We start from the raw sequence: 26797 nt of genomic DNA, 5'->3' as shown, positions 1-26797 counted from the left end.
TTAGGTAAAAATTCCTAACTGCATCACATGACGAACGGCTGCTGGCATATCTTGAGCTTGTAGCCCTCTTTGTCCGACCAATAGTGTACGCTTATCACAACTACTCGTTTGGTTTACCAGCGTATCTCCTGCTAGACCGTGAATAACTACTGCTTGGTGCAAGCTGCGCATCTCTGCTTCTAAATCTTGTTGTGCCAGTAGACCAGCGGTAACCCCAGACAACACATCACCCATGCCAGCTGTCGCCATGCCAGCATTACCAACACCGCAAACATAAATATTTTTCCATCCTGAGCGTTGCTCAAGTACCAAAGAACCTGCGCCTTTTAACACCCAATCGCCGCCGTAAGTCTCAGCACACTGCTTGATAGCAGCCAATCTATCCCTTTCTACCTCACTTATTTTTTTATTTAGTAAATTGGCTGCTTCACCACTGTGCGGTGTTAGGCATACCTGATGCTCCATACTGTATTCGCGTAGCTCAGAGATCAGATTATGATTATCTGCCTGTAATGATGCCAAATGATAAAGACCGTCAGCGTCGATAACCATTGGTTTTTCATTGGCCATAGCAGCTTCTACATAGCTGATGAATATCGCTTTTGCTTTTTCATCACGCCCCAATCCCATACCGATAGCAATAATACTGGCAGATTCAATCAAATGCTTGACTCCCTCTACATCATGCAAGTCGATAGTCATGGCATCTGGTAATGACGTCAAAATTGCGCCATGAAAAGCGTCATGACAAGCAACGGTAATTTTCCCAGTGCCTGTTGCCATGGCGCTAGAAGCTGATAGTATCGCTGCTCCGCCCATACCTTGTGAGCCATTGACACGATTGCCACCGATGACCAAAACATGACCGTAACTTCCTTTGTAACTATTTTGGCGACGGGCATTGAAACTGTGCGCTGCCGTTAGCAGCATAGCCACTGGTGCCAGCTTATTCATATCTTGAGACTGACAACTCTGTCGATAAGATACTGTCTCATAAGGTATCAACGGTATATCAAGCACTTCTCCGCTATAATCAGCCCCATCCTTCGTATGTAAACCAAATTTTCTCGCAATCAAGCATAAAGTCACGTCTGCCAGTATGGCGATTTGATCAAATACTTCGCCAGTAGACGCCACCAACCCACTTGGAACATCTACTGCCACAGCCAATGCATATTTTTGTCGCACTGATTGATTAAAGGCATGAATGGCTTGCTTATATATACCTTCAGGCGCGCGGTTCAGCCCAATACCAAATAACGCATCAATATAAATATCTGCTTGTAAGCTTGCTTTTCTGTAATTATTCAGCTCATTCAGATGGTCTTCAAAGCGCTGATAATTGCAATCAGCAGATAGTGCTATTTTTAGCGCTTTTATAGCATCGGTCGGTGCGCTTGACACATCAGCTGTCTCAGTCACGTCATTTATCTCAAAATCACAATGAGCAAAACCGACTGTTATGACTTGTACGCGCCAGCCTGCTTGTTGCAAATAATAGGCAACGAGCCAACCATCACCACCGTTATTGCCATTCCCGACCCAGACACTGACTCGTCGCTCTTGAGTCTCGACATAATTACTTTGGTTATTGTTTGATACGTTAGTATGCAAACACTTTCTTGCATAAAGCTGTTCGATCTGCTGCGCCATTTGCCAAGCTGCTTGCTTCATCAATCCAAAACTGTCATGACCTTGTGCAAACCATGCCTGCTCCATCGCATAAACTTGCTCGCTGCTATAAAGCGCCACAGGTAAGTTCGTTTTTTCGTTTAATAAGTTAGAAAGTTTTGGCATGACTTGTCCTCGATCATTTTTATAGGCGTATTTTTTAGTAATGTAAGTATACTTATTTCTCAATGGCATTAGCTTAGCAAAGCTAACTCTATGTTGTGTATTAATATGAATATGCGTTTATTTGGCTTTTATGCTTGCGCTCTTCGCTCACTCGCTTATCATAGCGGTATTCACATCAATGCCTATTGCCCTACATGAATCATTCATCTAAACCAAACTTGTTAGACGCTTCTATTAAACAGGTATCAGCTAACAGCGGTGCATCTGAAAAAAAGATTACTATCAAAAATACTCCAGCATTTACAACCACTGCGGACGTCAAACACTGGATTAAAGCTCAAGCACAGGCGCTGGGATTTGCTGATTGCGGTTTTTTATCGGTTCATCACCCTCTGTTTGCTCAGCAAATTTTGCAGTTGCAGCAATGGTTAGATAAAGGCTATGAGGGTCAGCTGCAATTCATGCATAACAATCATCATCTGCGCGCAAATCCTGACCAATTGGTAGAAGGTGCAAAAACCATCATCAGTGTACGTATGGACTATCTGACTCAAACGCCAACACCTCGCACGGTCAGTGATAACGATCATCCTAATCAAGGTATCATTGCACGCTATGCTAGAGGGCGGGATTATCATAAAACCATGCGCAGTCGTTTAAAGCAGCTGGCATTGAATATCGAAACCATGCTTCCTGAGTGGCAACATCTCAATATCGGCTCAGACCAAGATTTTATTTTTAGACCTTTTAGTGATTCTGCGCCTATTTTTGAGCGTCCTATTGCAGAAGCAGCAGGGCTTGGTTGGACAGGAAAACATACCTTATTGCTCAACAAGCAAGCAGGTTCGTTTTTCGTGCTGGGCGAGCTGTTCGTCAGTCTAGAATTGCCCGATGACCAACCTGTCAAGGCACACTGTGGTAGTTGTAGCGCTTGCATTGACATCTGTCCTACCCAAGCGATTGTCGCACCCTATGAGCTCAATGCTTCTGCCTGTATCTCATATCTCACTATCGAACACGACGGTATCATTGATCACAAATACCGCCGCGCCATTGGCAATCGTGTCTTCGGTTGCGATGATTGCCAGCTTATCTGTCCTTGGAATCGTTACGCCAACCTCACGTCTGTAGACGACTTTGCACCGCGGCATAGCCTTGATAACAGCAGCTTATTAGAATTATGGCAATGGCAAGAAGCTGATTTTATGAAAAAGACAGAAGGTAGCCCACTCAGACGTACAGGCTATGTGAATTTTTTACGTAATATTGCGATTGGGCTTGGTAATGCAAATGGTAGCGAAGCAACCATCACACATTTGCAATCGAAATTAGGCAAACATAGCGACGTGCTTGATGAACACATAATATGGGCAATCAATGAACAACATGAGAAAATAAACGCCGCTCAATGATGGACTTATTTTTATCGCTATACACTAATTTGTACTTAATTCACTTTAAATACAAGTAATAGACCAAAAAAAACGCCCCTTACAAAGAGACGTTTTTTAGATATCGAGTTTCAAAACACCCTCAGTATATTGATTGTATTCTTATTATGGCTTAGGAATACGTAATACTTGACCTGGATAAATTTTGTCTGGGTCAGATAACATTGGTTTATTGGCTTCAAAGATCTTCATATAGTCAGCTGTTGAACCATACACATCTTTCGCGATTTTTGACAAGCTATCACCAGATTTTACAGTATACATCGTAGATTCAGGTGCATCTTCTTCAATATCGATACTATCGATGACTTTAGCAACGTTTTGCACATTACCAATGGCAATAATCGCTTTTTCACGATCTGCTTGTGTCTTCGCTTTACCACTAATTTCTGCAGTATCTGTAGTACCATTATATTTTATCTGTAGATCACTAATGTTCAAATTCTGCTGTTGAATGCGACGAAGCAGTAGATTGGCTACTGACTGTGCTGAAGGCTCACTACTCGCAGCAGGTGTGCCAGTCGTTTTCGCGGCTGGTGTGGTAGCTGCGGCTTTTGTTTCTGATTTGGCATCGTGCTTGGCATCATCGCGATTAAATATCTTCTCACCAATGTCTTTTGCAAAACTAAATACACCCATCTTGTTGCTCCTTAAAATATCATTATTTATTATTTGTGTTTATTGTTGTGATGGTAACTCTTGATAAGCATAAATCTCTGTAAATAGAGTACCATCAAAATACTATAATCGTTTCTTCGTAATGTTTACCCTTATGAGTATAAGCAAAGGCAGCTGAGGAAGATAGTAATAGAATGTTGAGTAATGTTGATTTGGCGTAGCTTATGTTAAAGCAGTTATACATGTGATATAGATGAGATACTTAGTAAAAGTATAAGCATAAAAAAACCGCTTACCTAAAAAGATAAGCGGTCATATAAAACTTGCTGAGCAAATTACTGATTATAGCTGAGCTTGTACATAATCAATTGCTTTTTGTACAGTGGTCAATTCTGCTGAATCTTCATCAGGAATAGTGATACCAAAATCACTCTCAAATGACATAACCAATTCAACTAGATCCAATGAATCAGCGCCTAGGTCTTCCATAAATGAAGCATCGTTGCTGATATCTTCAACATTCATACCTAGTTGCTCGGCTACTGCTGCTTTAACTCTTAACTCTGTATCATTACTCATGTAGATTTCTCCTTTTTGATCTATTATTTCTACAAACTGTTCATAGTCCTATCATTAGATTCTATGACATTGTATACAAAATGATGTTTTTAAATTAGTAGGTCGTCTAAGTGCTTTATAACCAGTTATACGATTTGACTAATGTCTGATAAAGCCTTGCTATCATACAGGACTTCGATATAAAAGTGTCCGTCATTATAACACTGTTTATTAGAGTTTACACTCGTTCACACAGTTTTTTATTGTCAGTGTGTAACACTTATTTCTGGCCTACATATACATGCCACCATTTACAGGAATGACCGCACCTGTAATATAACTCGCTTCATCACTTGCTAAAAAATGCACCGCTGCAGCAATGTCTTCTGGCTGACCAAGACGACTGATAGGCACCGCATCCAACATAGAGTTTAGTAGACGCTCATCAAGCTCATCAGTCATATCTGTCTCAATCAAACCTGGTGCTACGCAATTGATAGTGACTTGTCTTGAACCGATCTCACGTGCCAAAGTACGGCTGAAACCTTCAACCCCTGCTTTGGTCGCAGCGTAGTTAGATTGACCAGCATTGCCCATCTGTGCGACGACAGAAGTAATATTAATAATACGTCCACGGCGTGCTTTCATCATGCCACGCACAGCACGTTTGCTCATACGGTAAATTGAGGTCAAATTGGTGTCAATCACATTGCTCCAATCTTCGTCTTTCATACGCATTAATAAGCCATCTTGGGTAATACCTGCATTGTTTACCAACACTTGTACTGCACCATAAACACTTTCAATTTCTTCAAATAATTTATCAATCTGTGCACTATCTCGAACGTCTAAGACTCGACCAATACCACCGGTATCATGAAGATAATCGTTGATAAGTTCAGCCCCTTTTTCACTAGTCGCTGTTCCAATGACAAAATGACCTTCTTTAGCAAAACGTTTAGCAACGGCTTTACCGATACCACGGCTAGCACCAGTGACTAATGTAATTGTACGGCTCATGATAATATCTCCATTAATTTATCAATACGGGCAGGCTTATCAGTAGGATAGCTGGTAATTGGTTGTGCTTGGCGCTTAGCTAGGTTGCTCAATACGTTGCCACTACCACATTCGATTAAAACATTGATTTGTTTATCAGTAAGCTCTTGCATGGTTTTTGACCATAATACAGGCTGACTCAACTGCTCCGTCAATGCTTGTTTAATGCCTATAGCGTTACTTTCGATACGCGCATAGCAATTCTGAATAACAGGAATAGTTGCTTGATCAAATTTGATGCCTGCTAATATTTCAGCCAAGGCACTGCTGGCTGGCTCCATAAGTGCACAATGCGATGGCACACTTACCTTCAAAGGAATGGCTTTCTTGCCAGTGTTTTGTACTTTATCGATCACGGCATTAACACCTACCGCATTACCCGATATAACCACTTGCCCTGGACTGTTAAAATTCGCGGCACCAACCACTGCATCGTCGACATGCTCGGTCGCTTGCTCACATAGATTTTCGACCCGATTATCTTCTAAGCCCAATACTGCTGCCATAGCCGTATCAATACCGACAACTGCTTCCTGCATCAATTGACCGCGCTTATGGACCAAGGTGACTGCATCTGCTAATGAGATAACGTCAGCTGCACACAGTGCACTATACTCACCTAAAGAATGTCCAGCTAAATAAGAAGGTTTTGTGGCTATTTTCTGTTTCAAGATACGCCAGATCGCTATGCTAGCAGTTAACAAAGCAGGTTGGGTATATTGAGTCTGATTGAGCTTTTCTTCATCCTGACAAATAGCCCATAAATCTTCGCCAAGCGCTTCACTCGCCTCAGCAAAAGTATCACGAATTTCTGGATAGATGTCAGCAAGCTCGTTGGTCATTCCAACGACTTGTGATCCTTGTCCAGGAAAAACTACCGCAATACGTGTGGGTTGCTTTTTTACCATATCAGGTACAGAAGCCATAACCAATATTCCTTATTTAATTGGAAACATCCCTAAAACAATGGGGTCGTTATATTATTAGATACTATATCAAGCCAGTATTTGCTTTATTTGCCCAAAGAACCAACTATCAGCAAACTATACACTGACACGCACTATTATCCTAGCGAATCAAACTTCAAGATAAATAGCAAAAAATATCACATGCGCTAGAAAAGCAATCTTATCAATTTACTTGCATAGTCACTAAAAGCTGCTAAAGACTTTGATATACTGACGATAAAAAATGTATAGCAAAAAGCCAAGTTATCCAGCCACATAATATATGATAGCGAAATAACTTGGCTCTTTTAACTTATAGCATACTACTTGATAATAATTGCAAAAAGACAATGACAATCACCAGTATCATCACTACTTTTATATTATCTATTGTATAGCCAAGGACTTAAGCGTCTTGGCTTACTTTGAATAACTGACGACCACGGTAGAAACCATCTTTAGTCATGTGATGACGACGATGCTTTTCACCAGTAGTAGCATCTACGCTTAGCTCAGCCACTTCCATACGATGGTGTGAACGGCGCATGTCACGACGAGAACGGCTTTTACGACTTTTTTGAACAGCCATGATATAGCTCCTATACTTAAAAGGGATAAGCTTAAAAATTCAGCTTCAGTTGATACTGACAGAGATTATATGGTCACAACAACCTAAGTCTTAAGCATCATTAATTAAATAGATTGCCACCTACATAAAAGTACTGACTACGTCTAAAATCTATAGAATTTGCCTAGTCAGCGTCTATCAGCAAGTAACTTGTTGCTAGAATGCAATAAACCGGACATTATACGCATGTTTATTAGATTAATAAAGCCCTGCTTTCCACTCTTCTGCACAAAGTAGTAAAAGTGGCTATAAAATTGCTGATAAAATATTCAGATTATTATAACTTACCTTTAAGTGATGCCAATGCAGCAAAAGGATTTTCTGTCTCTTCCTCTTCTGGAATTTCACCAAATTGCTCAACAGTCATTTCGCAATCGTCATGCTTTGGTGCCATTGGAATTTTTAATAAAATCTCATCTTCTACCAGCTTTTTGAATGGCAATAGCGTCTCTGGTGATTGTTCAGTAATGACTTCATCCAGTATTAGATAGTCCTGTTCTTCATTCACTAAACGCACTTGACTGTCATTTTCAAGCAAAGCAATGTCGTAGTCATCGGACAAATCAATATTGATCGGCTGCAAACAACGTTGACAAGTAAGCCAGACTTCACCATCTAACGTAAACGCCAAGTGTAAAACGTTATTGCGACGATATAAATTAGCGCTAATCTGGGTGTTTGACTGTTCACGTTCCGTTGTTAACGTAGCGTTTAGACGTTTAAAAGAATTGGGTGACACTTCTCCTGCCCACTCATAACCGCTGTCTGCCCATTTGTCTAAAGAAATATGCTCAGGCATGCTGGCAGAGACAGGCGCTTTTTTGTTGTCAGATTTAAGGACTGACGATTTACTTTCTGGAGTGCTTGACATGCGAGGCCTCATTCATCAAAACGGTGTATAATATTGCCTGCCATACTAAAGGAAAGCGTTAAGCTGCGCTAGCGCTAGTATGTTAAATTTTTTTTAGCTGGTTTGTTCTGCTTTTCTATCTTCCCCTCTTATTTTTATTTGGTTATCCTTTCATCTATGAGCTCATGTAATACTAAACCTGACTTTTCTGATTTGCTGTCTTATCTCGAAGACAAAGCATTGCTACAACATTTAATCGAACTAACTGATCCCGTCAAAAAAGACAGTACTACCTCATCGATCTTTGAGTATGAAAAGCGCGAGAATAAAGAGCACTTAAACAAGTGGAAAAAAGAATGGCAAGAAATTTATGCCAATAAGGTAGTTGATAGTGAACAAGCCGCAACAGATTGGCTGATTCGAATATTTAATACTCTGTTTGAAAATCAAAAAGTCTTACTGGCTCGCAGCTCAGGAGAACCCGAATATTTCCCTGCCCATGACGATCAACCAGCAAGAATTGAATTTGCACACGGTTTTTTCGCTAGTGCATTACACGAAATCAGCCACTGGTGCGTTGCTGGTAAAAATCGTAGGACTCTTAGTGACTTTGGTTATTGGTACGCACCAGATGGACGCTCAGCTACTCAGCAGCAAGCATTTGAACATGTAGAGGTTAAGCCGCAAGCATTAGAGTGTTTGTTTACACTCGCCTGTAAAAATACTTTTCAAGTCTCACAAGACAACTTGTTTGCAACGCTTGATACCAGTAACAGCACTTTTGCCAGTGACGTCTATACACAAGTCAAAGAGTATATTGAAAAACCACATCGCCTACCACGTGATGCCAAAGTATTGCTGCGCACTTTTCTTAGTGTTTGTACTTACCCCTGATTCAAACGGCTTATTGATTTTAGCATGTGACTCCGTATCAGTTTTCCGTTAACGATTTTCTACGGACAGTAACGCCTTACCAATAAACTTCTGTCTACATCAGACTATACTAACTCATAAAGCAGATTTTAAATTGATAGCCTTTTTGTCAGTCATTCTATGAGTATTCCATTTTTATTCAGCAAATGGATTATTTATCTGAAAAACAAGAGAGACAAATGACAAAGAATAATATCTTTGTCTGATTATCAATCAATAACTATAAAATAAGGAGCCACCATGCAAGTATTTTATATTCATCCAGAAAATCCACAGCCTCGCCTTATCGAACAAGCCGCTGACCTACTGCGTAAAGATCAATTGATCATCTATCCTACTGATACAAGTTATGCTTTTGGTTGTCGCTTAGGAGCGAAAGATGCCCTAGAAAAGCTCAAGAAAATTCGTGAGCTTGATGATAAGCATCAATTCACCCTGTTGTGCCGAGACTTAAGTGAAATTGCGAATTATGCAACAGTAGACAACGTGCAATTTAAACAGCTCAAGGCTCATACACCAGCCCCTATTACCTTTATTTTAAACGCCACAAAGGATGTGCCGAAAAAATTGGCCCATGCGAAGAAAAAAACTATTGGCATTAGGGTACCCAGCAATCCTATTGCTCAAGCACTCTTAGAGGCGATGGACGAACCAATCTTGACGAGTTCGTTAATACTACCTAATAAAGATGAAATACTTGATGATCCATTTGAAATTGAAGATCTTTTGGGCAATCAAATAGATGGTTTGATCAATGCAGGTGTAAAAACTACCAAATTAACCACCATTGTAGATATGACCAGTGGTCAACCTGAAGTTATTAGGCAAGGGGCTGCTGATGTCACATCGTTATTGTTGTGATTAATAAAAAGTAGTAGCAAATTTCAGGCAAAAAAAAGCTCCAATTTAATTGGAGCTTTTTTATAACTTATACTATTAGTATAAAATTAGTCACGATCAACCAATTCTACATAAGCCATTGGCGCATTGTCACCGTCACGGTAACCACATTTTACGATACGCAAGTAACCACCTGGACGCGTCTGGTAACGAGGACCTAACGTGCCAAATAATTTGCCTACCATAGCTTTGCTACGCATACGGCTAAATGCTAAACGACGATTAGCAACGCTGTCTTCTTTAGCCATAGTGATTAATGGCTCGGCAACGCGACGTAATTCTTTAGCTTTTGGTAAAGTTGTTTTGATCAGTTCATGCTCAAATAATGAGTTAGTCATGTTCTGAAACATTGCCTTACGATGACTGCCGGTACGACCCAGCTTGACTCCACTCTTACGATGGCGCATAGTCAAAAATCCTTAAAGTTTAACGGCTACGATAAGAAAAGCGATCATCAACGCGTAAATCAGCTGGTGGCCAGTTATCTAGGCGCATACCGAGCTCTAAATCTTTAGACGCTAAAACGTCTTTGATTTCCGTTAATGATTTCTTACCAAGATTTGGGGTTTTTAATAGTTCAGTCTCTGAACGTTGTACCAAATCACCGATATAGTAAATGTTTTCAGCTTTCAAGCAGTTGGCTGAGCGAACCGTTAGTTCAAGATCGTCCACAGGGCGTAATAGCACCGGATCAACCTCTTCTTTTTCTTTCACAGGCTCAGGCGCTTCTTCAGCTTCTAGGTCAACAAAGATAGAAATCTGTTGTTGTAAAATAGTGGCTGCTTTACGAATTGCTTCTTCTGGATCTATAGTGCCATTAGTTTCAAGCTCAATGATAAGACGATCAAGATCAGTACGCTGCTCTACACGAGCGTTCTCAACCTGATAAGCAACACGAAGCACAGGACTAAAACTTGCATCAAGCTTCAAACGTCCAATTGCTTTGGTATCGCCATCTTCACGGCGCTGGTTTGCTGGCTCATATCCACGACCCATTACTACACGCAAACGCATCTTAAGATGACCACGGTCGCTCAATGTACCCAATACCAATTCTGGATTGATAATGTCTACATTATGCGGTAACGCGATATCTGCAGCAGTAATAGTGCCTGGACCTTGTTTATCCAAGGTCAAAAATACTTCATTTTGGTCATGAAGTGTGATTGCCAAGCCTTTCAGATTCAAAAGCAAGTCAAGTACATCTTCTTGTAGCCCTTCAAGCGTTGAGTATTCATGGTCAACACCATCAATCTCAGCTTCAATGACTGCAGCACCAGGTAATGAAGATAACAAGATGCGGCGTAAAGCATTACCTAGGGTATGCCCAAAGCCGCGTTCTAACGGTTCGAGCGTGACTTTCGCAATCGTTTCGTTAACCGTATCCACATTAATGGCGTTAGGCGTTAGAAACTCAGTTGCATTTAGCATCATGATGTCACCTCGATTTATTAAACTGGTTTAATTAACGTTAATTGCTCAATGCCATTCTCATAACATTGAGCATTACGTCATTTACTTAGAGTATAGCTCAACGATCAAGCTTTCGTTGATTTCAGCAGGTAGATCAATACGATCAGGCGCTTTTTTGAACGTGCCTTGTAATTTGCTGTGATCAACATCAAGCCATTCTGGAATACCACGTTGTGTCGCTAGTTCAATAGCGTTTTTAATACGTAGCTGTTCGCGAGATTTCTCTTGGATAGCGATGACATCACCATCTTGAAGCTGAATTGATGGAATGTTCACACGAACAAACTCATCACGACCAGCTTTCTTTACCATAACAGTACGATGACTGACTAGCTGACGTGCTTCAGCGCGAGTTGAGCCAAAGCCCATGCGATATACCACGTTATCTAGACGGCTCTCAAGCATTGCTAGCAAGTTTTCACCAGTAGCGCCACGCTTACGAGCAGCTTCTTTATAGTAATTAGCAAACTGACGCTCTAATACACCATAAATACGCTTAACTTTTTGCTTTTCACGCAGCTGTAAAGCATATTCTGAGGTCTTATTACGGCTTACACCGTGTTGACCTGGTGGACGACCAGCTTTTTTCGTTTTTACATCGTATGGTTTAACGCCAGACTTAAGACCTAAGTCCGTACCTTCACGACGTGATAATTTTAGTTTTGGTCCAATATAGCGGGCCATTGTTATGTCTCCTATAAGCTTTTGGGATAAAAAGCTTCGTCTTTAATATTAGACGCGGCGCTTTTTCGGCGCACGGCAACCATTGTGTGGGATTGGGGTTACATCAGAGATGCTGTTAACTTTATAACCCAATGCACCTAGTGCTCTTACCGCAGACTCACGACCCGGTCCTGGTCCTTTGACCAAAACGTCGATATTCTTAACACCATATTCTTGAGCCGCTTTACCAGCGACTTCAGCTGCAACCTGAGCTGCAAATGGTGTAGATTTACGTGAACCACGGAAGCCTTGTCCACCTGAAGTGGCCCAAGCCAATGCATTACCTTGACGATCGGTAATCGTAACAATGGTGTTATTAAAAGACGCATGGATATGGGCTATGCCCTCCGATACTGAACGGCGAGTCACCTTTTTGCGACTGCGAGTGTCTTTTGCCATCTTTTAGCTTCCTAAGTTAATTATCTTTTGAGAGGACGTGTCGGACCCTTACGAGTACGAGCGTTGTTCTTGGTGTTCTGACCTCTAACTGGTAGGTTACGACGATGGCGGATGCCACGGTAACAACCAAGATCAACTAAACGCTTAATATTCATTGAAACTTCACGACGAAGGTCACCCTCGGTCATGTAATTTGCAACTTGTGCACGGATAGCATCTAACTGTGTATCATCTAACTGACTAACTTTAGTAGTAGGGGCAATGCCAACTGCTTCTAAGATTTTCTGAGCAGTGGTACGACCTACACCAAAGATGTAAGTTAGTGAAATAACAGCATGCTTATTATCCGGGATGTTTACGCCGGCAATACGAGCCATTGATTTCTCTCCATTAAAGAAAAATAAGCGTTATTTATCAATAAGGCATTATTCTTCAGATTTGTTGCTGTTAATACTAGAATTCCACAATCACTTTATTTTCTGATTCGATGAAAAATCTATAAATAAATAGAATTATAAAATATTCTGCATAAACACGGCAAGTGGCGGATGATATCCCATCCGCCGTTATTTTTCAAGTATTAATTTAAATAGTGACAAAAGTTATAAACTTTATAAAACTAATTATTAACCTTGACGTTGCTTGTGGCGCGGTTCTGCTGTACAAATAATATGTACACGGCCTTTACGGCGCACAACTTTACAGCTACCACAAATCTTCTTAACTGATGCTTGAACTTTCATAGCATACTCCTTGAAATATCGTACCGCTCATTAAGATTGAGTGGGCGATTGAATTAACGTCTGATCATGATATTGATGGGTCATCAAATGCGCTTGGATCTGCGAGATGAAATCCATTACCACAACCACCATAATCAGTAAAGACGTACCACCTAGTTGGAACGGTACACCAAACGATGACTGGACGACCATTGGCATTAAACAAATAACCGTCATATACATCGCGCCAATAAAGGTCAGTCGGTTTAATACATGATCGAGATAACGCTGAGTTTGTTGGCCTGGGCGAATACCTGGAATATACGCACCACTACGTTTAAGGTTTTCAGCTACTTCACGCGGGCTAAATACCAATGCCGTATAAAAGTAACAGAAGAAAATAATCATCGCACCGAACAAGACTAAATATAACGGTTGTCCTGGAGACAATACCAATGCCATATTTTGCAATATTTTTTGAGTAAAAGTAGGATCAGTTGACTGACCAACCCATTGCCCTAAACTTGCTGGAAACAATAACAATGAACTTGCAAAAATAGCTGGGATAACCCCTGCCATATTAAGCTTCAACGGCAAATGTGACTGCTGCTGAGCGTAAATTTTGCGGCCCTGTTGTTGTTTTTGTGCGTAGTTTACGGGAACACGGCGCTGAGCACGTTCAATATAAACAATACCAGCAGTAACCGCGATACCTAATAACACAAAAATAAATAGTACAATCAAGTTCATTTGACCTTGATTCACTTGTTCAATAGATTGCGAAATCATACCTGGCGTACCAGCCACAATACTCGCAAAAATGAGCATTGAGATACCGTTACCAACACCACGCTCTGTAATTTGCTCACCGAGCCACATTAAGAACATTGCGCCTGCTACTAAAGAAGTAACTGCTGGAATATAAAAGGTAAGACCAGATGATAAGGTAAGATTTTGACTGATTAAACCAGCACACATTCCCAACGATTGTACCAGTGCCAAACCAAGTGTACCCTGACGAGTATACTTGTTTAGCTTACGTCGTCCCGCCTCACCCTCTTTTTTAAGAGCTTCAAGCGATGGTAATACCGCAGACATCATCTGTACAATAATTGATGCTGAAATATATGGCATAATACCAAGCGCCATAATGGACATACGCTCTAGCGCACCACCTGAGAACATGTTAAACATACTCAAGATAGTATTTTCGTTGCGCGAAAACAGATCTGCTAGATTAACTGGGTTAATGCCTGGTACAGGAATATGTGACCCTAAACGATAAACAATCAATGCGCCGATTAAGAATAATAAGCGCGTCCATAATTCATCATACTTACGTATGAATGCAAATGGATTAAGCGGTATACCAGTCGATGACATTGATTGTTTTGACACGTTACTACTCCTCGATGCTACCACCAGCAGCTTCGATTGCTTGCTTAGCGCCTTTAGTTACTTTGATACCTTTAAAAGTATAAGCTTTAGTAACTTCGCCTGACAACATAACACGTGCACGCTTCATATCGTGACGGATTAGGTTAGCAGCTTTAAGTGTCTCAATGCTAACTACATCGCCTTCAATTTTGTTCAGTTCAGACAAACGTACTTCAGCTGTCTTCATTGCCAATTTACTGGTAAAACCAAATTTTGGTAGACGACGATATAGAGGCATCTGACCACCTTCAAATCCTGAGCGAATGCTAGAACCTGAACGAGATTTCTGACCTTTTACACCACGACCACCAGTCTTACCAAGACCTGAACCGATACCACGACCACGACGTTGGGCAGTTTTCTTTGCGCCAACACCTGGTGATAATTCATTTAATCTAAGTCCCATTACGCTTCCTCCACTTTTACCATGTAGTTGACGCGATTAACCATACCACGGGTTGAAGGAGTATCTTCTACTTCAACAGTATGATTAATACGGCGTAAACCCAATCCTTTCAAGCTCGCTTTGTGGCTCTTTAGGCGATGGGCACCCGATTTAAATTGAGTGACTTTCATTTTTTTCATCGTAACTCACCTAGTCTAAGTTAACCCAAGATTTCGTCTACAGATTTACCACGTTTAGCTGCCATCTTTTCTGGAGTTGACATATCACGTAAACCGTTAAACGTTGCACGAACAACGTTAGCAGTATTGGTAGAACCATAACATTTAGTCAAAACATCTTTGACACCAGCAACTTCTAATACAGCACGCATTGCGCCACCAGCGATTACGCCAGTACCTTCAGATGCAGGTTGCATATAGATTTTACTTGCGCCATGACGTGCTTTGATTGGATGATACAAAGTTGCATCATTAAGATCAACAGTGATCATATTGCGTTTAGCAGCTTCTAGTGCTTTTTGAATAGCAGCTGGCACTTCACGTGCTTTACCACGACCAAAACCAACACGACCATTGCCATCGCCCACTACGGTCAACGCAGTGAAAGAAAAAATACGACCACCTTTGACAACTTTTGCAACGCGATCAACAGTAACCAAGCGTTCGACTAGGCCGTCAGTTTGTTCGTTCTTATCATTTTTATCATTTCTAGCCATGATTAAAACTCCAATCCATTTTCGCGAGCAGCTTCCGCTAAAGCTTTTACTCGACCATGATATTTAAAACCACTACGGTCAAAGGCAACTTTAGTAATACCAGCTGCTTTTGCACGTTCTGCGATCAATTGACCCACAGACGTTGCGGCATCAATATTGCCTGTAGCGCCTGAACGCAAACTGCCGTCCAAGGTAGATGCCTGAGCAATCACTTCACCACCGTTCGGAGAGATAATCTGGGCATAAATATGTTTCGGCGTGCGATTAACCGTTAAGCGATGAGCGCCTAAGACACGGATATGCGCGCGGGTTTTCTTAGCTCGACGCAGACGAGCTGCTTTTTTATCAAACATTTCAACTCACCTTATTTTTTCTTAGCTTCTTTGCGAATCACATGTTCATCACTGTAACGAATACCTTTACCTTTATAAGGCTCAGGTGGACGGAAACCGCGGATATTAGCCGCTGCTTGACCAAGCTGCTGCTTATTGTTTGATTTTAAAACAATTTCAGTTTGCGTTGGGGTTTCAGCTGACACACCTTCAGGCAACGTATACTCTACTGGATGAGAGTAACCAACGTTCAAAGTTACTTTGTTACCAGCAACTTGAGCGCGATAACCAACACCAATTAACTGAAGACGTCTTTCAAAGCCTTCATTAACGCCTGTAACATAGTTGTTTAGCAGGGCGCGCATGGTGCCAGTGTGCATCATAGCTTCTTTCGAATCGACTGTAGGTGAGAAAATGATAGCATCATCTTCCTGTTTCAGCTCGACCAATTCATGCAGGCGTAAAGACAAATTGCCGTTCTTGCCTTTAACTTCGACCTGCCGATCGTTCAAAGTAACGCTTACACCACTTGGTAGCGTCACTGGGGCTTTAGCCACACGAGACATAGGAATATTCCTTAAAAAATTGACTTCTTTATATTAGCGAAAAAACTAACAGGCTAAAAAGCCTGCTAGTTTAGCATAGTTGCACCCATTAAGCATCATTCAATTTTATTAAGATCAAATGAATAGCTTCTTAGAACTTATAATTAATCTATATAAATATCATAGGAAACTATTAAAGGGTTCAAATAGACTTTATCGTCTTATTACCTAGAGCAATAAATACTGATTAGGCAACAAATGCAACGACTTCACCACCGATACCAGCAGCACGTGCAGCACGATCACTCATGATGCCTTGGCTAGTTGATACGATAGCAACACCCATACCTTGCTTAACAGTAGGGATATTATCTTTGCCGCGATGCTGGCGTAAGCCAGGACGACTAAAACGTTGAATAGTTTCGATGACAGCTTTGCCTTCGAAGTATTTTAATTCGATAGATAGGGTCGCTTTGTTGTTTTCTTCTTCAGTAACAACAGCGCTTGCCACATAACCTTCGCTAACTAGTAAATCAGCAATTGATTTACGTAATTTAGAGTTCGGCATTGCTACCGATACTTTGTTAGCCATTTGTGCGTTACGAATACGGGTTAGCATATCCCCAACGGTATCTTGCATACTCATATAGTTACTCCTTACCAGCTTGCTTTACGAACACCAGGCACATCGCCTTGCATGACACGCTCACGCAGCATATTGCGTGATAAGCCAAACTTGCGGAAGTAACCATGAGGACGACCGGTGATAGCACAACGATTGCGTAGACGTACTGGTGATGAATTGCGTGGAAGAGCTTGTAGCTCTAGCATCGCTTCCATACGAGTTTCGTCGCTTGCATTCATATCACTGATAGTTTCTTTTAGCTTGATACGCTTTTCAGCATATTTAGCAACCATTTTTTCGCGCTTTAATTCGCGGTTAATCATGCTCTTCTTTGCCATAACGTCTTTACCTTATTTAAATGGGAAGCCGAATGCTTTAAGCAACGCACGACCTTCTTCATCAGACTGAGCTGACGTGGTGATCGTCACATCCATACCGCGGATACGATCAATTTTGTCAAAATCTACTTCTGGGAATACGATCTGTTCTTTGATCCCCAATGAGTAGTTGCCACGTCCGTCAAAGGCTTTAGGTGAAAAACCACGGAAATCACGAATACGAGGAATTGCAATGGCAATGAGACGATCTAAAAATTCGTACATTTGCTCACCGCGTAGCGTTACTTTACAGCCAATTGGCCATTCTTCACGAATTTTAAAGCCAGCAACTGATTTACGCGCTTTGGTGACAACGGGCTTTTGACCAGCAATTGCAGTCATATCAGCCACTGCACCTTCAAGCAATTTCTTGTCTTGAGACGCGCCGCCTACACCCATGTTTAATGTGATTTTAGTGATTTTAGGCACTTGCATCACGTTTGCAACACCAAGCTCTTCTTTGATTTGCTGCTTTAATTTATCGTTATATAAAGATTTTAATCTTGCCATTACCATTACACCCTTAGTGTCTTACGCAGTCGCCACTACTTCACCGTTTGAACGATAGACGCGTTGTTTCTTGCCGTCTTCGCCAAACTGATAAGTAATACGATCAGCTTTTTGGGTTTGCGCATTTAAGATTGCGACATTTGAGATATGCAGAAAAGCTTCTTGCTTAAGAATGCCACCTTCAACGCCAGTCGCCTGATTTGGCTTCTGATGCTTAGTGACAATATTAATGCCTTCAACTTTAATACGATCATTTTTTACAGCTTGCACAGTACCTTGTTTGCCTTTATCTTTACCAGCAATCACGATAACTGTATCGCCTTTACGTAATTTTGACATGGATTACCTCACAATACTTCTGGTGCTAGTGATACAATTTTCATAAACTGATCACCACGTAGTTCACGAGTTACCGGTCCAAAAATACGAGTTGCAATAGGTGCCTTATTTTGGTTCAACAATACCGCAGCATTGTCGTCAAAACGCAACACAGAACCATCAGGACGACGAACGCCTTTTTTGGTACGAACAACTACCGCATTCATCACGTCGCCTTTCTTAACACGACCACGCGGAATGGCTTCTTTAACCGTTACTTTAATAATGTCGCCAACTGATGCATAACGACGATGAGAACCACCCAGTACTTTAATGCACTGAACTCGCCTTGCACCGCTATTGTCTGCAACTTCCAGCATTGACTCAACCTGAATCATAGCGTTACTCCACACGTATGAGCAATAAAAACCAGTTGCTGCCGCTAGCACAGAATGAGTAGGACGGCATTTTAATATTAATAACCGCGACTTACTCTTAATGTGAGTGATATACGCTCGGCGCAATCAGCATCCTTAAAAAGGCGGCTATTTTAACAGCTTCTGGCTTTTAATGCAATTTACTTAGATTTTTTCTACTTTTTCAACCACATCAACCAAAGTCCAAGACTTGGTTTTAGAGATTGGACGCGTTTCTTTGATGCGGACAAGATCGCCTTGTTGGCAAACGTTATTCTCATCATGTGCTTTGATTTTCGTAGAACGACGAAGCTGTTTGCCATACAAAGGATGACGAACCAGGCGCTCAATCAAAACTGTGATGGACTTGTCCATCTTGTCGCTGACAACTCGTCCTGTCAATACGCTAGCATTAGTAGCTGTTTGATTGTTATCGCTCATGAGTCGCCTCGTTGTTTCTCGTTAATCAAAGTCTGAATCTGAGCAATCGTACGACGATTGCCTCTGACTTCATGGGTATTACCCAACTGACCAGTTGCTTTAGCCATACGAATACGGAAAGCATCAAGTTGCTTTTCATCAAGTAACTGGGTCAGTTCTTCTAATGATTTATCACGTAATTCACTGATCTTCATTACATTATCGTCCGCTTAACAATGGTAGTTTTAAAGGGCAGTTTTGCTGCAGCAAGCGTGAAAGCTTCACGTGCAAGCTCTTCTGGTACCCCTTCAATTTCATATAGCACTTTACCAGGTTTGATTTCGCATACCCAATATTCAACTGGACCTTTACCTTTACCCATACGTACTTCTAATGGCTTGTTGGTAATTGGTTTGTCTGGGAATACACGAATCCAAATCTTACCGCCACGTTTGATTTTACGAGTGATGGTACGACGTGCTGCTTCAATTTGACGGGCAGTCATACGACCACGAGTCAACGATTTTAGACCAATTTGTCCGAATGCAACGGTGCTTCCACGATGAGCTAGCCCAGTGTTACGACCTTTATGCATTTTACGAAACTTGGTACGTTTTGGCTGTAACATAGTTTAACCTCTGTCTGAGTTTCGACGGTTTCCGTTTCCACGACCACGGCGTTTTGGCGCACGAGGCTTCTCTTCATTGACGGGATTATAAACACTGTTCATACCGTCAAGGATTTCGCCACGGAAAATCCAAACTTTCACACCGATAGTGCCGTAAGTTGTCTCTGCACGTACTGACGAATAGTCAATATCAGCGCGGAGTGTATGCAATGGCACACGACCTTCACGATACCATTCGCTACGAGCAATCTCAGCACCGCCAAGACGGCCAGACAACTCAACTTTAATACCTTTAGCACCAGAACGCATGCTGTTCTGTACAGCGCGCTTCATCGCACGACGGAACATAACACGACGCTCAAGCTGGCTTGCGATACCGTCTGCTACCAAACGTGCATCAAGATCAGGTGAAGTAATTTCTTCAATGTTGACCTGAGCAGGTACGCCCATAATTTTGGTCAATTCTTTTTGAAGTCTTTCAATATCTTCGCCTTTCTTACCGATAACAATACCAGGACGCGCAGTGGCGATGGTAATCTTAGCAGCACCAGTAGGACGCTCAATCATGATATTACTGATCATAGCATTATCTAGCTTTTTGCGTAGATATTCACGAACTTGAATGTCATTGATGAGGTATTCTGAGTATTGTTTAGGGTTAGCATACCAATTTGCATTATGCTTTTTTACAACACCAAGACGAATTCCGATTGGATGTACTTTTTGACCCATAACTTATTCTCCTACCTTTATAGTGATGTGACAAGTACGCTTACTGATACGATCAGCGCGACCTTTAGCACGTGGTAGGATACGTTTTAGCGTAATGCCTTCATCGACATAGATAGTAGCGACTTTTAGGTCGTCAATATCTAAACCGTGATTGTGTTCGGCATTGGCGATGGCTGAGTTAAGGCATTTCTTAACAAACACAGCGCCTTTTTTATTACTATACGTTAGGATATCCAAAGCACGCTCGATTGATTTGCCACGAACTTCATCAGCAACGAGTCTAACTTTTTGTGCCGAAATGGCGGCACCGCGTAATTTTGCAGTTACTTCCATGGTAAGCACCTTATTTCTTAGCTTTTTTGTCAATGCCGTGACCACGATACGTACGAGTCGGGGCAAATTCACCTAGTTTATGACCAACCATCTGCTCGCTCACGATAACCGGTACATGAGTACGGCCATTGTGAACAGATAAAGTTAGGCCAACCATTTGTGGCAGAATCATTGAGCGGCGCGACCAAGTTTTAATTGGCTTGCGTGAGTTGGTGTCTAATGCATTCTCAACTTTAGCAAATAGGTGCGCGTCTATGAATGGACCTTTTTTCAATGAACGAGGCATGAAATTCTTCCTTTATTTCTTCTTGGCGCGGCGGCGGATGATCATATTGTCAGTACGCTTATTGTGACGCGTTTTAAGTCCTTTAGACTTCTGACCCCAAGGGCTAGTTGGATGGCGACCTTTATTACGACCTTCACCACCACCATGTGGGTGATCAACCGGGTTCATAGCGACACCACGAACTGAAGGACGAACACCACGCCAACGTGAAGCACCGGCTTTACCAAGTGATTTCAAGTTGTTTTCAGTGTTAGAAACTTCACCAATAACTGCACGGCAATTCACATGTACACGGCGTGTTTCGCCAGAGCGCATACGAAGAATCGCATAGATACCGTCACGACCTAACAACTGAACGCTAGCACCCGCAGAACGAGCCATCTGTGCACCTTTACCGATTTTAAGCTCGATATTGTGAATCACAGTACCCAATGGGATGTTTTTTAGCGGTAAGCAGTTACCTGGACGGATTGGAGATGTTTCACCTGACATTACTGTATCGCCAACTGCTTGTTTTTTAGCAGCGATAATGTAACGACGTTCGCCATCAGCATACTTAAGTAATGCAATATGTGCAGTACGGTTAGGATCGTATTCAATACGCTCTACCGTTGCTGGGATATTGTCTTTAGTACGTTTGAAATCGATAATACGATAATGTTGCTTATGACCACCGCCGATATGACGAGTCGTTATGCGACCATTATTGTTACGACCACCTGACTTACTTTTTGATTCGAGAAGCGCTGCATAAGGACGACCTTTGTAAAGGTGTGGATGCACCACTTTTTCAACAAAACGACGGCCTGGTGATGTTGGCTTTGCTCTTACGATAGGCATGAGTGTAATCCTTATTCGTTATTCGCTGTTTCACTAGTAGAATCAGTAGTGTTCGCTACTTCTTCACCAGCATCAGCCATTTGTACATCTTGACCAGCTTTTAAGGTAACATAGGCTTTTTTATAGTCGTTACGACGGCCGATGCTTTTACCAAAACGCTTTGTCTTACCTTTAACATTCAAAGTGTTCACTTTAGTAACTTCAACACCTTCAAACATCAACTCAACTGCTTTCTTGACTTCAAGCTTAGTAGCATTAGAATCAATTTTAAATACCTGCACACCAAGTGAGTCGCCAAGCATTTGAGATTTTTCTGAGAATACAGGTCCTCTTAAGACCTGATAAAGTCTTGCGTTATTCATGCTAGTGCTTCCTCAAATTGTTTCGCAGCTTCAACTGACATGATTACTTTATCAAAAGCAATCAAGCTCACTGGATCCACTTCGTTTGTACCAAGTACATTGACGTGTGGGATGTTGCGAGCAGCTAAGTATAAATTCTCGTCAACTTCTTTGGTGACGATTAATGCACGAGGTGCATTAAGATCATTTAACTTTGCAATCAGCTCTTTGGTCTTAGGTCCAGAAACGCTCAACTCTTCTACCAAAATCAAACGCTCTTGGCGAATCAATTCGGCTAGGATGCACTGCATCGCACCGCGATACATTTTACGGTTTACTTTCTGTGACCAATCTTGTGGTTTTGCAGCGAATGCACGACCACCTGAACGCCAGATAGGGCTACGAATAGAGCCTGCACGAGCGCGACCAGTACCTTTTTGGCGCCATGGCTTAATGCCACCGCCAGAAACTTCGGCACGGGTTTTTTGCGCACGTGTACCTTGACGAGCACCAGCAAGATATGCGGTGACGACTTGATGCACTAATGCTTCGTTGAATTCACGACCAAAAGCCGTATCAGAAAGCTCAACCGCCGCACCTGTAACTGTTTTTAAATCCACGTTAATCCCCTTGCTTAGGCTTTGACTGACGGACGTACGATGACATCGCCACCGGTGGCGCCTGGGATAGCACCCTTAATGACAAGTAACCCTTTTTCGGCATCAACCGAAATTACTTCTAGGCCTTGAACGGTAACACGTTTGTTACCCATCTGACCCGCCATCTTTTTGCCTTTGAATACTTTACCTGGTGACTGGTTTTGACCAGTTGAACCATGTGCACGATGAGATACTGAGTTACCATGAGTCGCATCTTGCATGCTGAAGTTGTGACGTTTGATAGGACCTTGGAAGCCTTTACCTTTGCTTTGTCCTGTCACATCAACCATCTGACCTTGTTCGAACAAGTCAGCTAGAATCTCGCCACCAATTTCACGACCTTCAAGATCGCTATCGTTGGCACGGAATTCCCAAACACCACGGCCAGCTTTAACGCCAGCTTTAGCGAAGTGACCTTTTTGTGCGGCTGTTACGCGGCTGTCACGACGGGTACCTGTGGTAATTTGGATAGCTTGATAGCCATCTACATCAGTATTTTTTACTTGAGTAATGCGGTTTGCATCGACCTCAACCACTGTTACAGGGATAGATGCGCCTGTTTCAGTGAAGATACGAGTCATGCCGCATTTTTTACCGACTAAACCGATCGCCATTTTAGACCTCTTTATATCTTATATTAATGGGTTGGGTGTGTAATGTGCATTAACCCAAAGCAATTTGAACGTCAACACCCGCCGCTAAATCTAACTTCATTAGCGCATCCACTGTTTTATCAGTAGGCTGAACGATATCAACCATACGCTTATGAGTACGGATTTCGTACTGGTCACGAGCGTCTTTGTTAACGTGTGGTGAGGTTAGAACGTTGAAGCGCTCAATGCGAGTCGGCAACGGTACAGGACCACAAACTTGCGCACCGGTGCGCTTTGCAGTATCAACAATCTCTTGTGCAGATTGATCGATCAAACGATGATCAAAAGACTTAAGACGGATACGGATTCTCTGGTTAGCCATGCCAGCAAGCTCCTAATATGTGCCTTTGTCATCCTTGCTTCGCAAGATTATGACCAAAAGCAGTTTGGTTAAATATTCACTTAAAGCGGCCTTCTGTTCTTAACCAGAATGAGTTCTTTATCCGAACTTATAGCGTGCCAAAAGCAAAATAGTTTAAAGCCCCGCCGACCCTCCATATATTGGAAATCAGCAAAGGCATAATGAAATAGTGCTAGAAACGATGCTCTAGCTGTCATAGCGCCAGCTTTTTTATTCGCTGCGCATATATAATTCAGTGGTACGTATTATACATAGTATTTTTATCATTGCAAGGGCAATATATATAGTGATTTCAGATATTAACCGTTATGCAGCACTCTTTTTATTCCTATTGCCATTCTTTAAATCTTTTCATAAAACTTAAAACATCAGTCTAAAACGATATCATATTGCTCTTGGGTATATAGGTTTTCCACATCAAAAGTGATGACTCTACCCAATAGATACTCTAAGTCTGCCACGGTATCTGATTCTGAAGTCAGTAATAAATCAATGACTGCAGCATGGGCAACGACGGTGAACTTTTTAGGAGAGTTATAAGTACGAGCACAGCGCATAATTTCGCGAAATATCTCAAAACAAACAGTTTCTGCTGTCTTTACAAAACCACGACCTTGACAAGTAGAACAAGGCTCACATAACTGCTGACCCAAGGATTCACGAGTACGTTTGCGTGTCATCTCCACCAAACCAAGCTCGCTCACTTGAGTAATTTTGGTTTTGGCATAATCTTGCGTGAGTTGTGCCTGTAAACTCTCAAGCACATCGTCCTTGTGCTGTTGCTCAAGCATATCGATAAAATCTAAGATAATAATGCCGCCCAGATTACGTAGACGCAGTTGACGGGCAATAGCGTGAGTAGCCTCTAGATTGGTTTTATAGACAGTGTCTTCTAGTGACCGTCCTCCAACAAAGGAGCCTGTATTGACATCAATAGTTGTCATGGCTTCTGTCTGATCAATAATCAAATAGCCGCCAGATTTTAGATCAACACGGCGTTTTAGAGCGTCGCGCAAATCATCTTCAACACGGCTCACATCAAATAGTGACTGCTCTGCGGTGTAGTGTACGATTCGATCATATACAAAAGGTACAAACTCTTTGGCGAAATACCGGACTTGTTCATAAACCTCTGTATTGTCAATAATGACTTTTTCGGTATCGGCATGAACCAAATCACGAATAGAGCGTAGAGGCAGCGACAACTCTTGATAAATCAGTTCTGAGCTTTGATGATGGTTGATCTCTTGACGGCGAGCGCAAATGGTACGCCACAACTGCAATAGATAATAAATATCTTCTTCTAACTTGTCGACAGGCACACGTTCAGCAGCGGTACGAGCGATGAGGCCACCTTTTAGATTGACGGTTTGCATCAAATTGCTAAGCTCAGTCTTTAAGCGTGTACGCTCCTCTTCCCCATCAATACGCTGTGATATACCAATATGATCACTTGACGGCAAATAAACCAAGTAGCGTGATGGCAGTGATATATTGGTTGTCAGGCGAGCGCCTTTACTTCCTAACTGATCTTTGGTGACTTGTACCAAAATACGCTGGCTTTCGTACAAGCGATGTTGGATAAGTGTTTTGGAGACAGGCACCATTTCAGTCGTTTGGGTCGTGACCATAGGCGCTGTAAAATCCACACCATCAGAGGTTTCAAGAGTTGTGTTGTCTTTATTGCCCTCTGTACTTTTACTTTGAGAACTATTACCTTGAAGACTGCCTGCACCAGTTTTATCCTTATTGTCGGCCACTGGTCGAGGCTCGCGCTGCATGTCATTGACATGTAGGAATGCTGTCCGTGATTGACCAATATCGACAAAAGCTGCCTGCATACCAGGTAAGACCCGAACAACCGTCCCCAAATAAATATTGCCGACCAGTCCTAGCTTATTATGCCGCTCGATATAAATCTCACCTAGGATACCATTGTCTAAAACCGCAACACGCGATTCCATCGGACTAATATTAATTAGCAGCTCTTCGGACATAGTTTTTCTCTTAGCTTTAGCTTTTGTTAGACGTTCATAATTTGTTATAGTATAACAAATATGGTTTGCTATTACTCATTACTCTACCGCATTATTGTGCGCATATCTAACGATAACGGCGCAATTACTTACGCACTGACTGCTGTCATGTCTTTGATTAGGGCCAGCGTCTGTGCTAACGGCAATCCAACGACATTGGTATAGCTGCCATTGATACGACTGACCCAAGCCGCGCCAAGACCCTGAATCCCATAACCTCCTGCTTTGTCAGCTGGTTCACCACTATCCCAATAGTCACTCATCATCTCAGCCGTCAGTGGCACAAAGCTCACTTCTGTACGCTCAGTGATTTGTCGTTGGTCAAGTATTTGAAAGCCTTGCTCTAGACTTGCACATTCAGAAAACTCAAGAGGTAACGATACTTGGGTTGCTTGTACAGCGGTCCATACTTCGTGAATGCTGTCCGACATTTGCTGCCACATACGATAAGCATGTTCACGATCGGTTGGTTTTACGAGTACTGTCTGACCATCTGGTAGCACCCCTATCGTATCCGAGGTTAAAATAATAAGTGGCTCAGTAAAACATGCCTTACCTGTTTTGAGCTGTACATTCAGTTGCTCAATGGCCGCTTGTGCCTTGGTCGCAACCATGCGCTCAATATAGTCTTTTGGTGCCTCACGATCATACTGTGTCTCATCAATATCTACGCTCAAGAGCTCAAAATCTAGCTTCGCTCTTGCCAGTAACTCGCGACGACGCGGCGAACCAGACGCTAAAATGATATTCATTGCGCTTCTCTTCATTT

General features: G+C 42.0%; 40 protein-coding genes. 3 read left to right on the top strand and 37 right to left on the bottom strand.

What is annotated here, in order from left to right:
* Window positions 1-1797, bottom strand: coding sequence for an NAD(P)H-hydrate dehydratase (locus A3K91_RS03075; protein ID WP_062843955.1), 1797 nt, complete (start codon window positions 1795-1797; stop codon window positions 1-3).
* A gap of 194 nt (window positions 1798-1991) precedes the next feature.
* Between A3K91_RS03075 and queG the strand changes: the two genes are divergently transcribed.
* On the top strand, window positions 1992-3209 hold the full coding sequence (queG, locus tag A3K91_RS03070) for a tRNA epoxyqueuosine(34) reductase QueG (protein ID WP_062843954.1): 1218 nt from the start codon (window positions 1992-1994) through the stop codon (window positions 3207-3209).
* A 144-nt stretch (window positions 3210-3353) separates the two neighbouring features.
* On the opposite strand, the gene lysM is transcribed toward queG, so the two are convergent.
* The 6 genes from lysM to A3K91_RS03040 form a co-directional block, all read right to left on the bottom strand.
* A complete protein-coding gene (gene lysM / locus A3K91_RS03065; protein WP_062843953.1) occupies window positions 3354-3887 on the bottom strand; it encodes a peptidoglycan-binding protein LysM in 534 nt (177 codons plus the stop codon).
* 321 nt (window positions 3888-4208) lie between these two features.
* Window positions 4209-4445 (bottom strand): acyl carrier protein, encoded by a 237-nt coding sequence (acpP, locus tag A3K91_RS03060; RefSeq protein ID WP_021813394.1) that lies wholly within the window; start codon window positions 4443-4445, stop codon window positions 4209-4211.
* Between the two features lie 270 nt (window positions 4446-4715).
* Complete coding sequence (fabG, locus tag A3K91_RS03055; protein ID WP_228139937.1) at window positions 4716-5450, bottom strand: 3-oxoacyl-ACP reductase FabG; 735 nt, start codon at window positions 5448-5450, stop codon at window positions 4716-4718.
* Window positions 5441-6409 (bottom strand): ACP S-malonyltransferase, encoded by a 969-nt coding sequence (fabD, locus tag A3K91_RS03050; protein WP_062843951.1) that lies wholly within the window; start codon window positions 6407-6409, stop codon window positions 5441-5443. Before fabD ends, fabG begins: the two co-directional genes overlap by 10 nt.
* Before the next feature lie 427 nt (window positions 6410-6836).
* A complete protein-coding gene (gene rpmF / locus A3K91_RS03045) occupies window positions 6837-7019 on the bottom strand; it encodes a 50S ribosomal protein L32 (RefSeq protein WP_010196743.1) in 183 nt (60 codons plus the stop codon).
* A 316-nt stretch (window positions 7020-7335) separates the two neighbouring features.
* Complete coding sequence (locus A3K91_RS03040) at window positions 7336-7929, bottom strand: YceD family protein (protein WP_062843950.1); 594 nt, start codon at window positions 7927-7929, stop codon at window positions 7336-7338.
* Between the two features lie 156 nt (window positions 7930-8085).
* On the opposite strand from A3K91_RS03040, the gene A3K91_RS03035 reads away from it, so the two are divergent.
* Window positions 8086-8802, top strand: a complete 717-nt coding sequence (locus A3K91_RS03035) for an elongation factor P hydroxylase (RefSeq protein ID WP_062843949.1) — start codon at window positions 8086-8088, stop codon at window positions 8800-8802.
* A gap of 279 nt (window positions 8803-9081) precedes the next feature.
* Window positions 9082-9702, top strand: a complete 621-nt coding sequence (locus tag A3K91_RS03030) for an L-threonylcarbamoyladenylate synthase (protein WP_062843948.1) — start codon at window positions 9082-9084, stop codon at window positions 9700-9702.
* Window positions 9703-9788: 86 nt separating this feature from the next.
* Here A3K91_RS03030 and rplQ read toward each other — a convergent pair whose 3' ends face one another.
* From rplQ to A3K91_RS02880, 30 genes are all read right to left on the bottom strand, one after another.
* Window positions 9789-10148, bottom strand: coding sequence for a 50S ribosomal protein L17 (rplQ, locus tag A3K91_RS03025; RefSeq protein ID WP_021813387.1), 360 nt, complete (start codon window positions 10146-10148; stop codon window positions 9789-9791).
* Between the two features lie 19 nt (window positions 10149-10167).
* Window positions 10168-11175, bottom strand: coding sequence for a DNA-directed RNA polymerase subunit alpha (locus A3K91_RS03020; RefSeq protein WP_021813386.1), 1008 nt, complete (start codon window positions 11173-11175; stop codon window positions 10168-10170).
* 81 nt (window positions 11176-11256) lie between these two features.
* Window positions 11257-11898 (bottom strand): 30S ribosomal protein S4, encoded by a 642-nt coding sequence (rpsD, locus tag A3K91_RS03015; RefSeq protein ID WP_058025563.1) that lies wholly within the window; start codon window positions 11896-11898, stop codon window positions 11257-11259.
* 48 nt (window positions 11899-11946) lie between these two features.
* The gene (gene rpsK / locus A3K91_RS03010) at window positions 11947-12336 is read right to left on the bottom strand and encodes a 30S ribosomal protein S11 (protein WP_045454458.1); all 390 of its coding nucleotides are present in this window, start codon (window positions 12334-12336) and stop codon (window positions 11947-11949) included.
* Window positions 12337-12356: 20 nt separating this feature from the next.
* Window positions 12357-12713: a 30S ribosomal protein S13 gene (gene rpsM, locus A3K91_RS03005; protein ID WP_021813384.1), complete on the bottom strand. Its 357-nt coding sequence runs from the start codon at window positions 12711-12713 to the stop codon at window positions 12357-12359.
* A 249-nt stretch (window positions 12714-12962) separates the two neighbouring features.
* Window positions 12963-13079, bottom strand: a complete 117-nt coding sequence (gene rpmJ, locus A3K91_RS03000; RefSeq protein ID WP_010196721.1) for a 50S ribosomal protein L36 — start codon at window positions 13077-13079, stop codon at window positions 12963-12965.
* Window positions 13080-13109: 30 nt separating this feature from the next.
* On the bottom strand, window positions 13110-14441 hold the full coding sequence (gene secY, locus A3K91_RS02995; RefSeq protein WP_179207260.1) for a preprotein translocase subunit SecY: 1332 nt from the start codon (window positions 14439-14441) through the stop codon (window positions 13110-13112).
* A 19-nt stretch (window positions 14442-14460) separates the two neighbouring features.
* The gene (gene rplO / locus A3K91_RS02990; RefSeq protein WP_062843946.1) at window positions 14461-14901 is read right to left on the bottom strand and encodes a 50S ribosomal protein L15; all 441 of its coding nucleotides are present in this window, start codon (window positions 14899-14901) and stop codon (window positions 14461-14463) included.
* Window positions 14901-15080: a 50S ribosomal protein L30 gene (gene rpmD / locus A3K91_RS02985; protein WP_010196714.1), complete on the bottom strand. Its 180-nt coding sequence runs from the start codon at window positions 15078-15080 to the stop codon at window positions 14901-14903. Before rpmD ends, rplO begins: the two co-directional genes overlap by 1 nt.
* Before the next feature lie 20 nt (window positions 15081-15100).
* Window positions 15101-15616, bottom strand: coding sequence for a 30S ribosomal protein S5 (gene rpsE, locus A3K91_RS02980; RefSeq protein WP_062843945.1), 516 nt, complete (start codon window positions 15614-15616; stop codon window positions 15101-15103).
* Between the two features lie 2 nt (window positions 15617-15618).
* On the bottom strand, window positions 15619-15969 hold the full coding sequence (gene rplR / locus A3K91_RS02975; protein ID WP_062843944.1) for a 50S ribosomal protein L18: 351 nt from the start codon (window positions 15967-15969) through the stop codon (window positions 15619-15621).
* 11 nt (window positions 15970-15980) lie between these two features.
* The gene (rplF, locus tag A3K91_RS02970) at window positions 15981-16514 is read right to left on the bottom strand and encodes a 50S ribosomal protein L6 (protein WP_062843943.1); all 534 of its coding nucleotides are present in this window, start codon (window positions 16512-16514) and stop codon (window positions 15981-15983) included.
* Window positions 16515-16740: 226 nt separating this feature from the next.
* A complete protein-coding gene (rpsH, locus tag A3K91_RS02965; protein ID WP_062843942.1) occupies window positions 16741-17139 on the bottom strand; it encodes a 30S ribosomal protein S8 in 399 nt (132 codons plus the stop codon).
* An 11-nt stretch (window positions 17140-17150) separates the two neighbouring features.
* Complete coding sequence (gene rpsN / locus A3K91_RS02960) at window positions 17151-17456, bottom strand: 30S ribosomal protein S14 (RefSeq protein WP_062843941.1); 306 nt, start codon at window positions 17454-17456, stop codon at window positions 17151-17153.
* A 12-nt stretch (window positions 17457-17468) separates the two neighbouring features.
* Window positions 17469-18005, bottom strand: coding sequence for a 50S ribosomal protein L5 (rplE, locus tag A3K91_RS02955; RefSeq protein WP_062843940.1), 537 nt, complete (start codon window positions 18003-18005; stop codon window positions 17469-17471).
* 21 nt (window positions 18006-18026) lie between these two features.
* Window positions 18027-18344, bottom strand: a complete 318-nt coding sequence (gene rplX / locus A3K91_RS02950; RefSeq protein WP_011279796.1) for a 50S ribosomal protein L24 — start codon at window positions 18342-18344, stop codon at window positions 18027-18029.
* Window positions 18345-18352: 8 nt separating this feature from the next.
* Window positions 18353-18721: a 50S ribosomal protein L14 gene (gene rplN / locus A3K91_RS02945; protein ID WP_010196702.1), complete on the bottom strand. Its 369-nt coding sequence runs from the start codon at window positions 18719-18721 to the stop codon at window positions 18353-18355.
* 183 nt (window positions 18722-18904) lie between these two features.
* Window positions 18905-19180 (bottom strand): 30S ribosomal protein S17, encoded by a 276-nt coding sequence (gene rpsQ, locus A3K91_RS02940; protein ID WP_021813375.1) that lies wholly within the window; start codon window positions 19178-19180, stop codon window positions 18905-18907.
* Window positions 19177-19374: a 50S ribosomal protein L29 gene (gene rpmC, locus A3K91_RS02935; RefSeq protein WP_010196696.1), complete on the bottom strand. Its 198-nt coding sequence runs from the start codon at window positions 19372-19374 to the stop codon at window positions 19177-19179. Before rpmC ends, rpsQ begins: the two co-directional genes overlap by 4 nt.
* Complete coding sequence (gene rplP / locus A3K91_RS02930; protein ID WP_010196693.1) at window positions 19374-19787, bottom strand: 50S ribosomal protein L16; 414 nt, start codon at window positions 19785-19787, stop codon at window positions 19374-19376. Before rplP ends, rpmC begins: the two co-directional genes overlap by 1 nt.
* Before the next feature lie 3 nt (window positions 19788-19790).
* Window positions 19791-20519 (bottom strand): 30S ribosomal protein S3, encoded by a 729-nt coding sequence (gene rpsC / locus A3K91_RS02925; protein ID WP_062843939.1) that lies wholly within the window; start codon window positions 20517-20519, stop codon window positions 19791-19793.
* A 3-nt stretch (window positions 20520-20522) separates the two neighbouring features.
* Complete coding sequence (gene rplV / locus A3K91_RS02920) at window positions 20523-20852, bottom strand: 50S ribosomal protein L22 (protein WP_021813373.1); 330 nt, start codon at window positions 20850-20852, stop codon at window positions 20523-20525.
* A gap of 10 nt (window positions 20853-20862) precedes the next feature.
* Entirely contained in the window at window positions 20863-21138 is a 276-nt protein-coding gene (gene rpsS / locus A3K91_RS02915; protein WP_062843938.1) for a 30S ribosomal protein S19, read from the bottom strand.
* 12 nt (window positions 21139-21150) lie between these two features.
* Window positions 21151-21978 (bottom strand): 50S ribosomal protein L2, encoded by an 828-nt coding sequence (rplB, locus tag A3K91_RS02910; protein WP_021813371.1) that lies wholly within the window; start codon window positions 21976-21978, stop codon window positions 21151-21153.
* 11 nt (window positions 21979-21989) lie between these two features.
* Window positions 21990-22340 (bottom strand): 50S ribosomal protein L23, encoded by a 351-nt coding sequence (rplW, locus tag A3K91_RS02905; protein WP_057758700.1) that lies wholly within the window; start codon window positions 22338-22340, stop codon window positions 21990-21992.
* The gene (gene rplD / locus A3K91_RS02900) at window positions 22337-22939 is read right to left on the bottom strand and encodes a 50S ribosomal protein L4 (RefSeq protein WP_057758698.1); all 603 of its coding nucleotides are present in this window, start codon (window positions 22937-22939) and stop codon (window positions 22337-22339) included. Before rplD ends, rplW begins: the two co-directional genes overlap by 4 nt.
* 14 nt (window positions 22940-22953) lie before the next feature.
* On the bottom strand, window positions 22954-23592 hold the full coding sequence (gene rplC, locus A3K91_RS02895) for a 50S ribosomal protein L3 (RefSeq protein ID WP_062843937.1): 639 nt from the start codon (window positions 23590-23592) through the stop codon (window positions 22954-22956).
* A 49-nt stretch (window positions 23593-23641) separates the two neighbouring features.
* On the bottom strand, window positions 23642-23953 hold the full coding sequence (gene rpsJ / locus A3K91_RS02890) for a 30S ribosomal protein S10 (protein WP_010196670.1): 312 nt from the start codon (window positions 23951-23953) through the stop codon (window positions 23642-23644).
* 407 nt (window positions 23954-24360) lie between these two features.
* A complete protein-coding gene (locus A3K91_RS02885; protein WP_062843936.1) occupies window positions 24361-25989 on the bottom strand; it encodes an Rne/Rng family ribonuclease in 1629 nt (542 codons plus the stop codon).
* A 128-nt stretch (window positions 25990-26117) separates the two neighbouring features.
* Window positions 26118-26780, bottom strand: coding sequence for a Maf family protein (locus A3K91_RS02880; RefSeq protein ID WP_062843935.1), 663 nt, complete (start codon window positions 26778-26780; stop codon window positions 26118-26120).
* Between the last annotated feature and the right edge of the window lie 17 nt (window positions 26781-26797).

Source organism: Psychrobacter alimentarius, from assembly GCF_001606025.1.
GTDB lineage: Bacteria > Pseudomonadota > Gammaproteobacteria > Pseudomonadales > Moraxellaceae > Psychrobacter > Psychrobacter alimentarius.
This window is presented reverse-complemented; position numbering and strand designations above follow the sequence as displayed.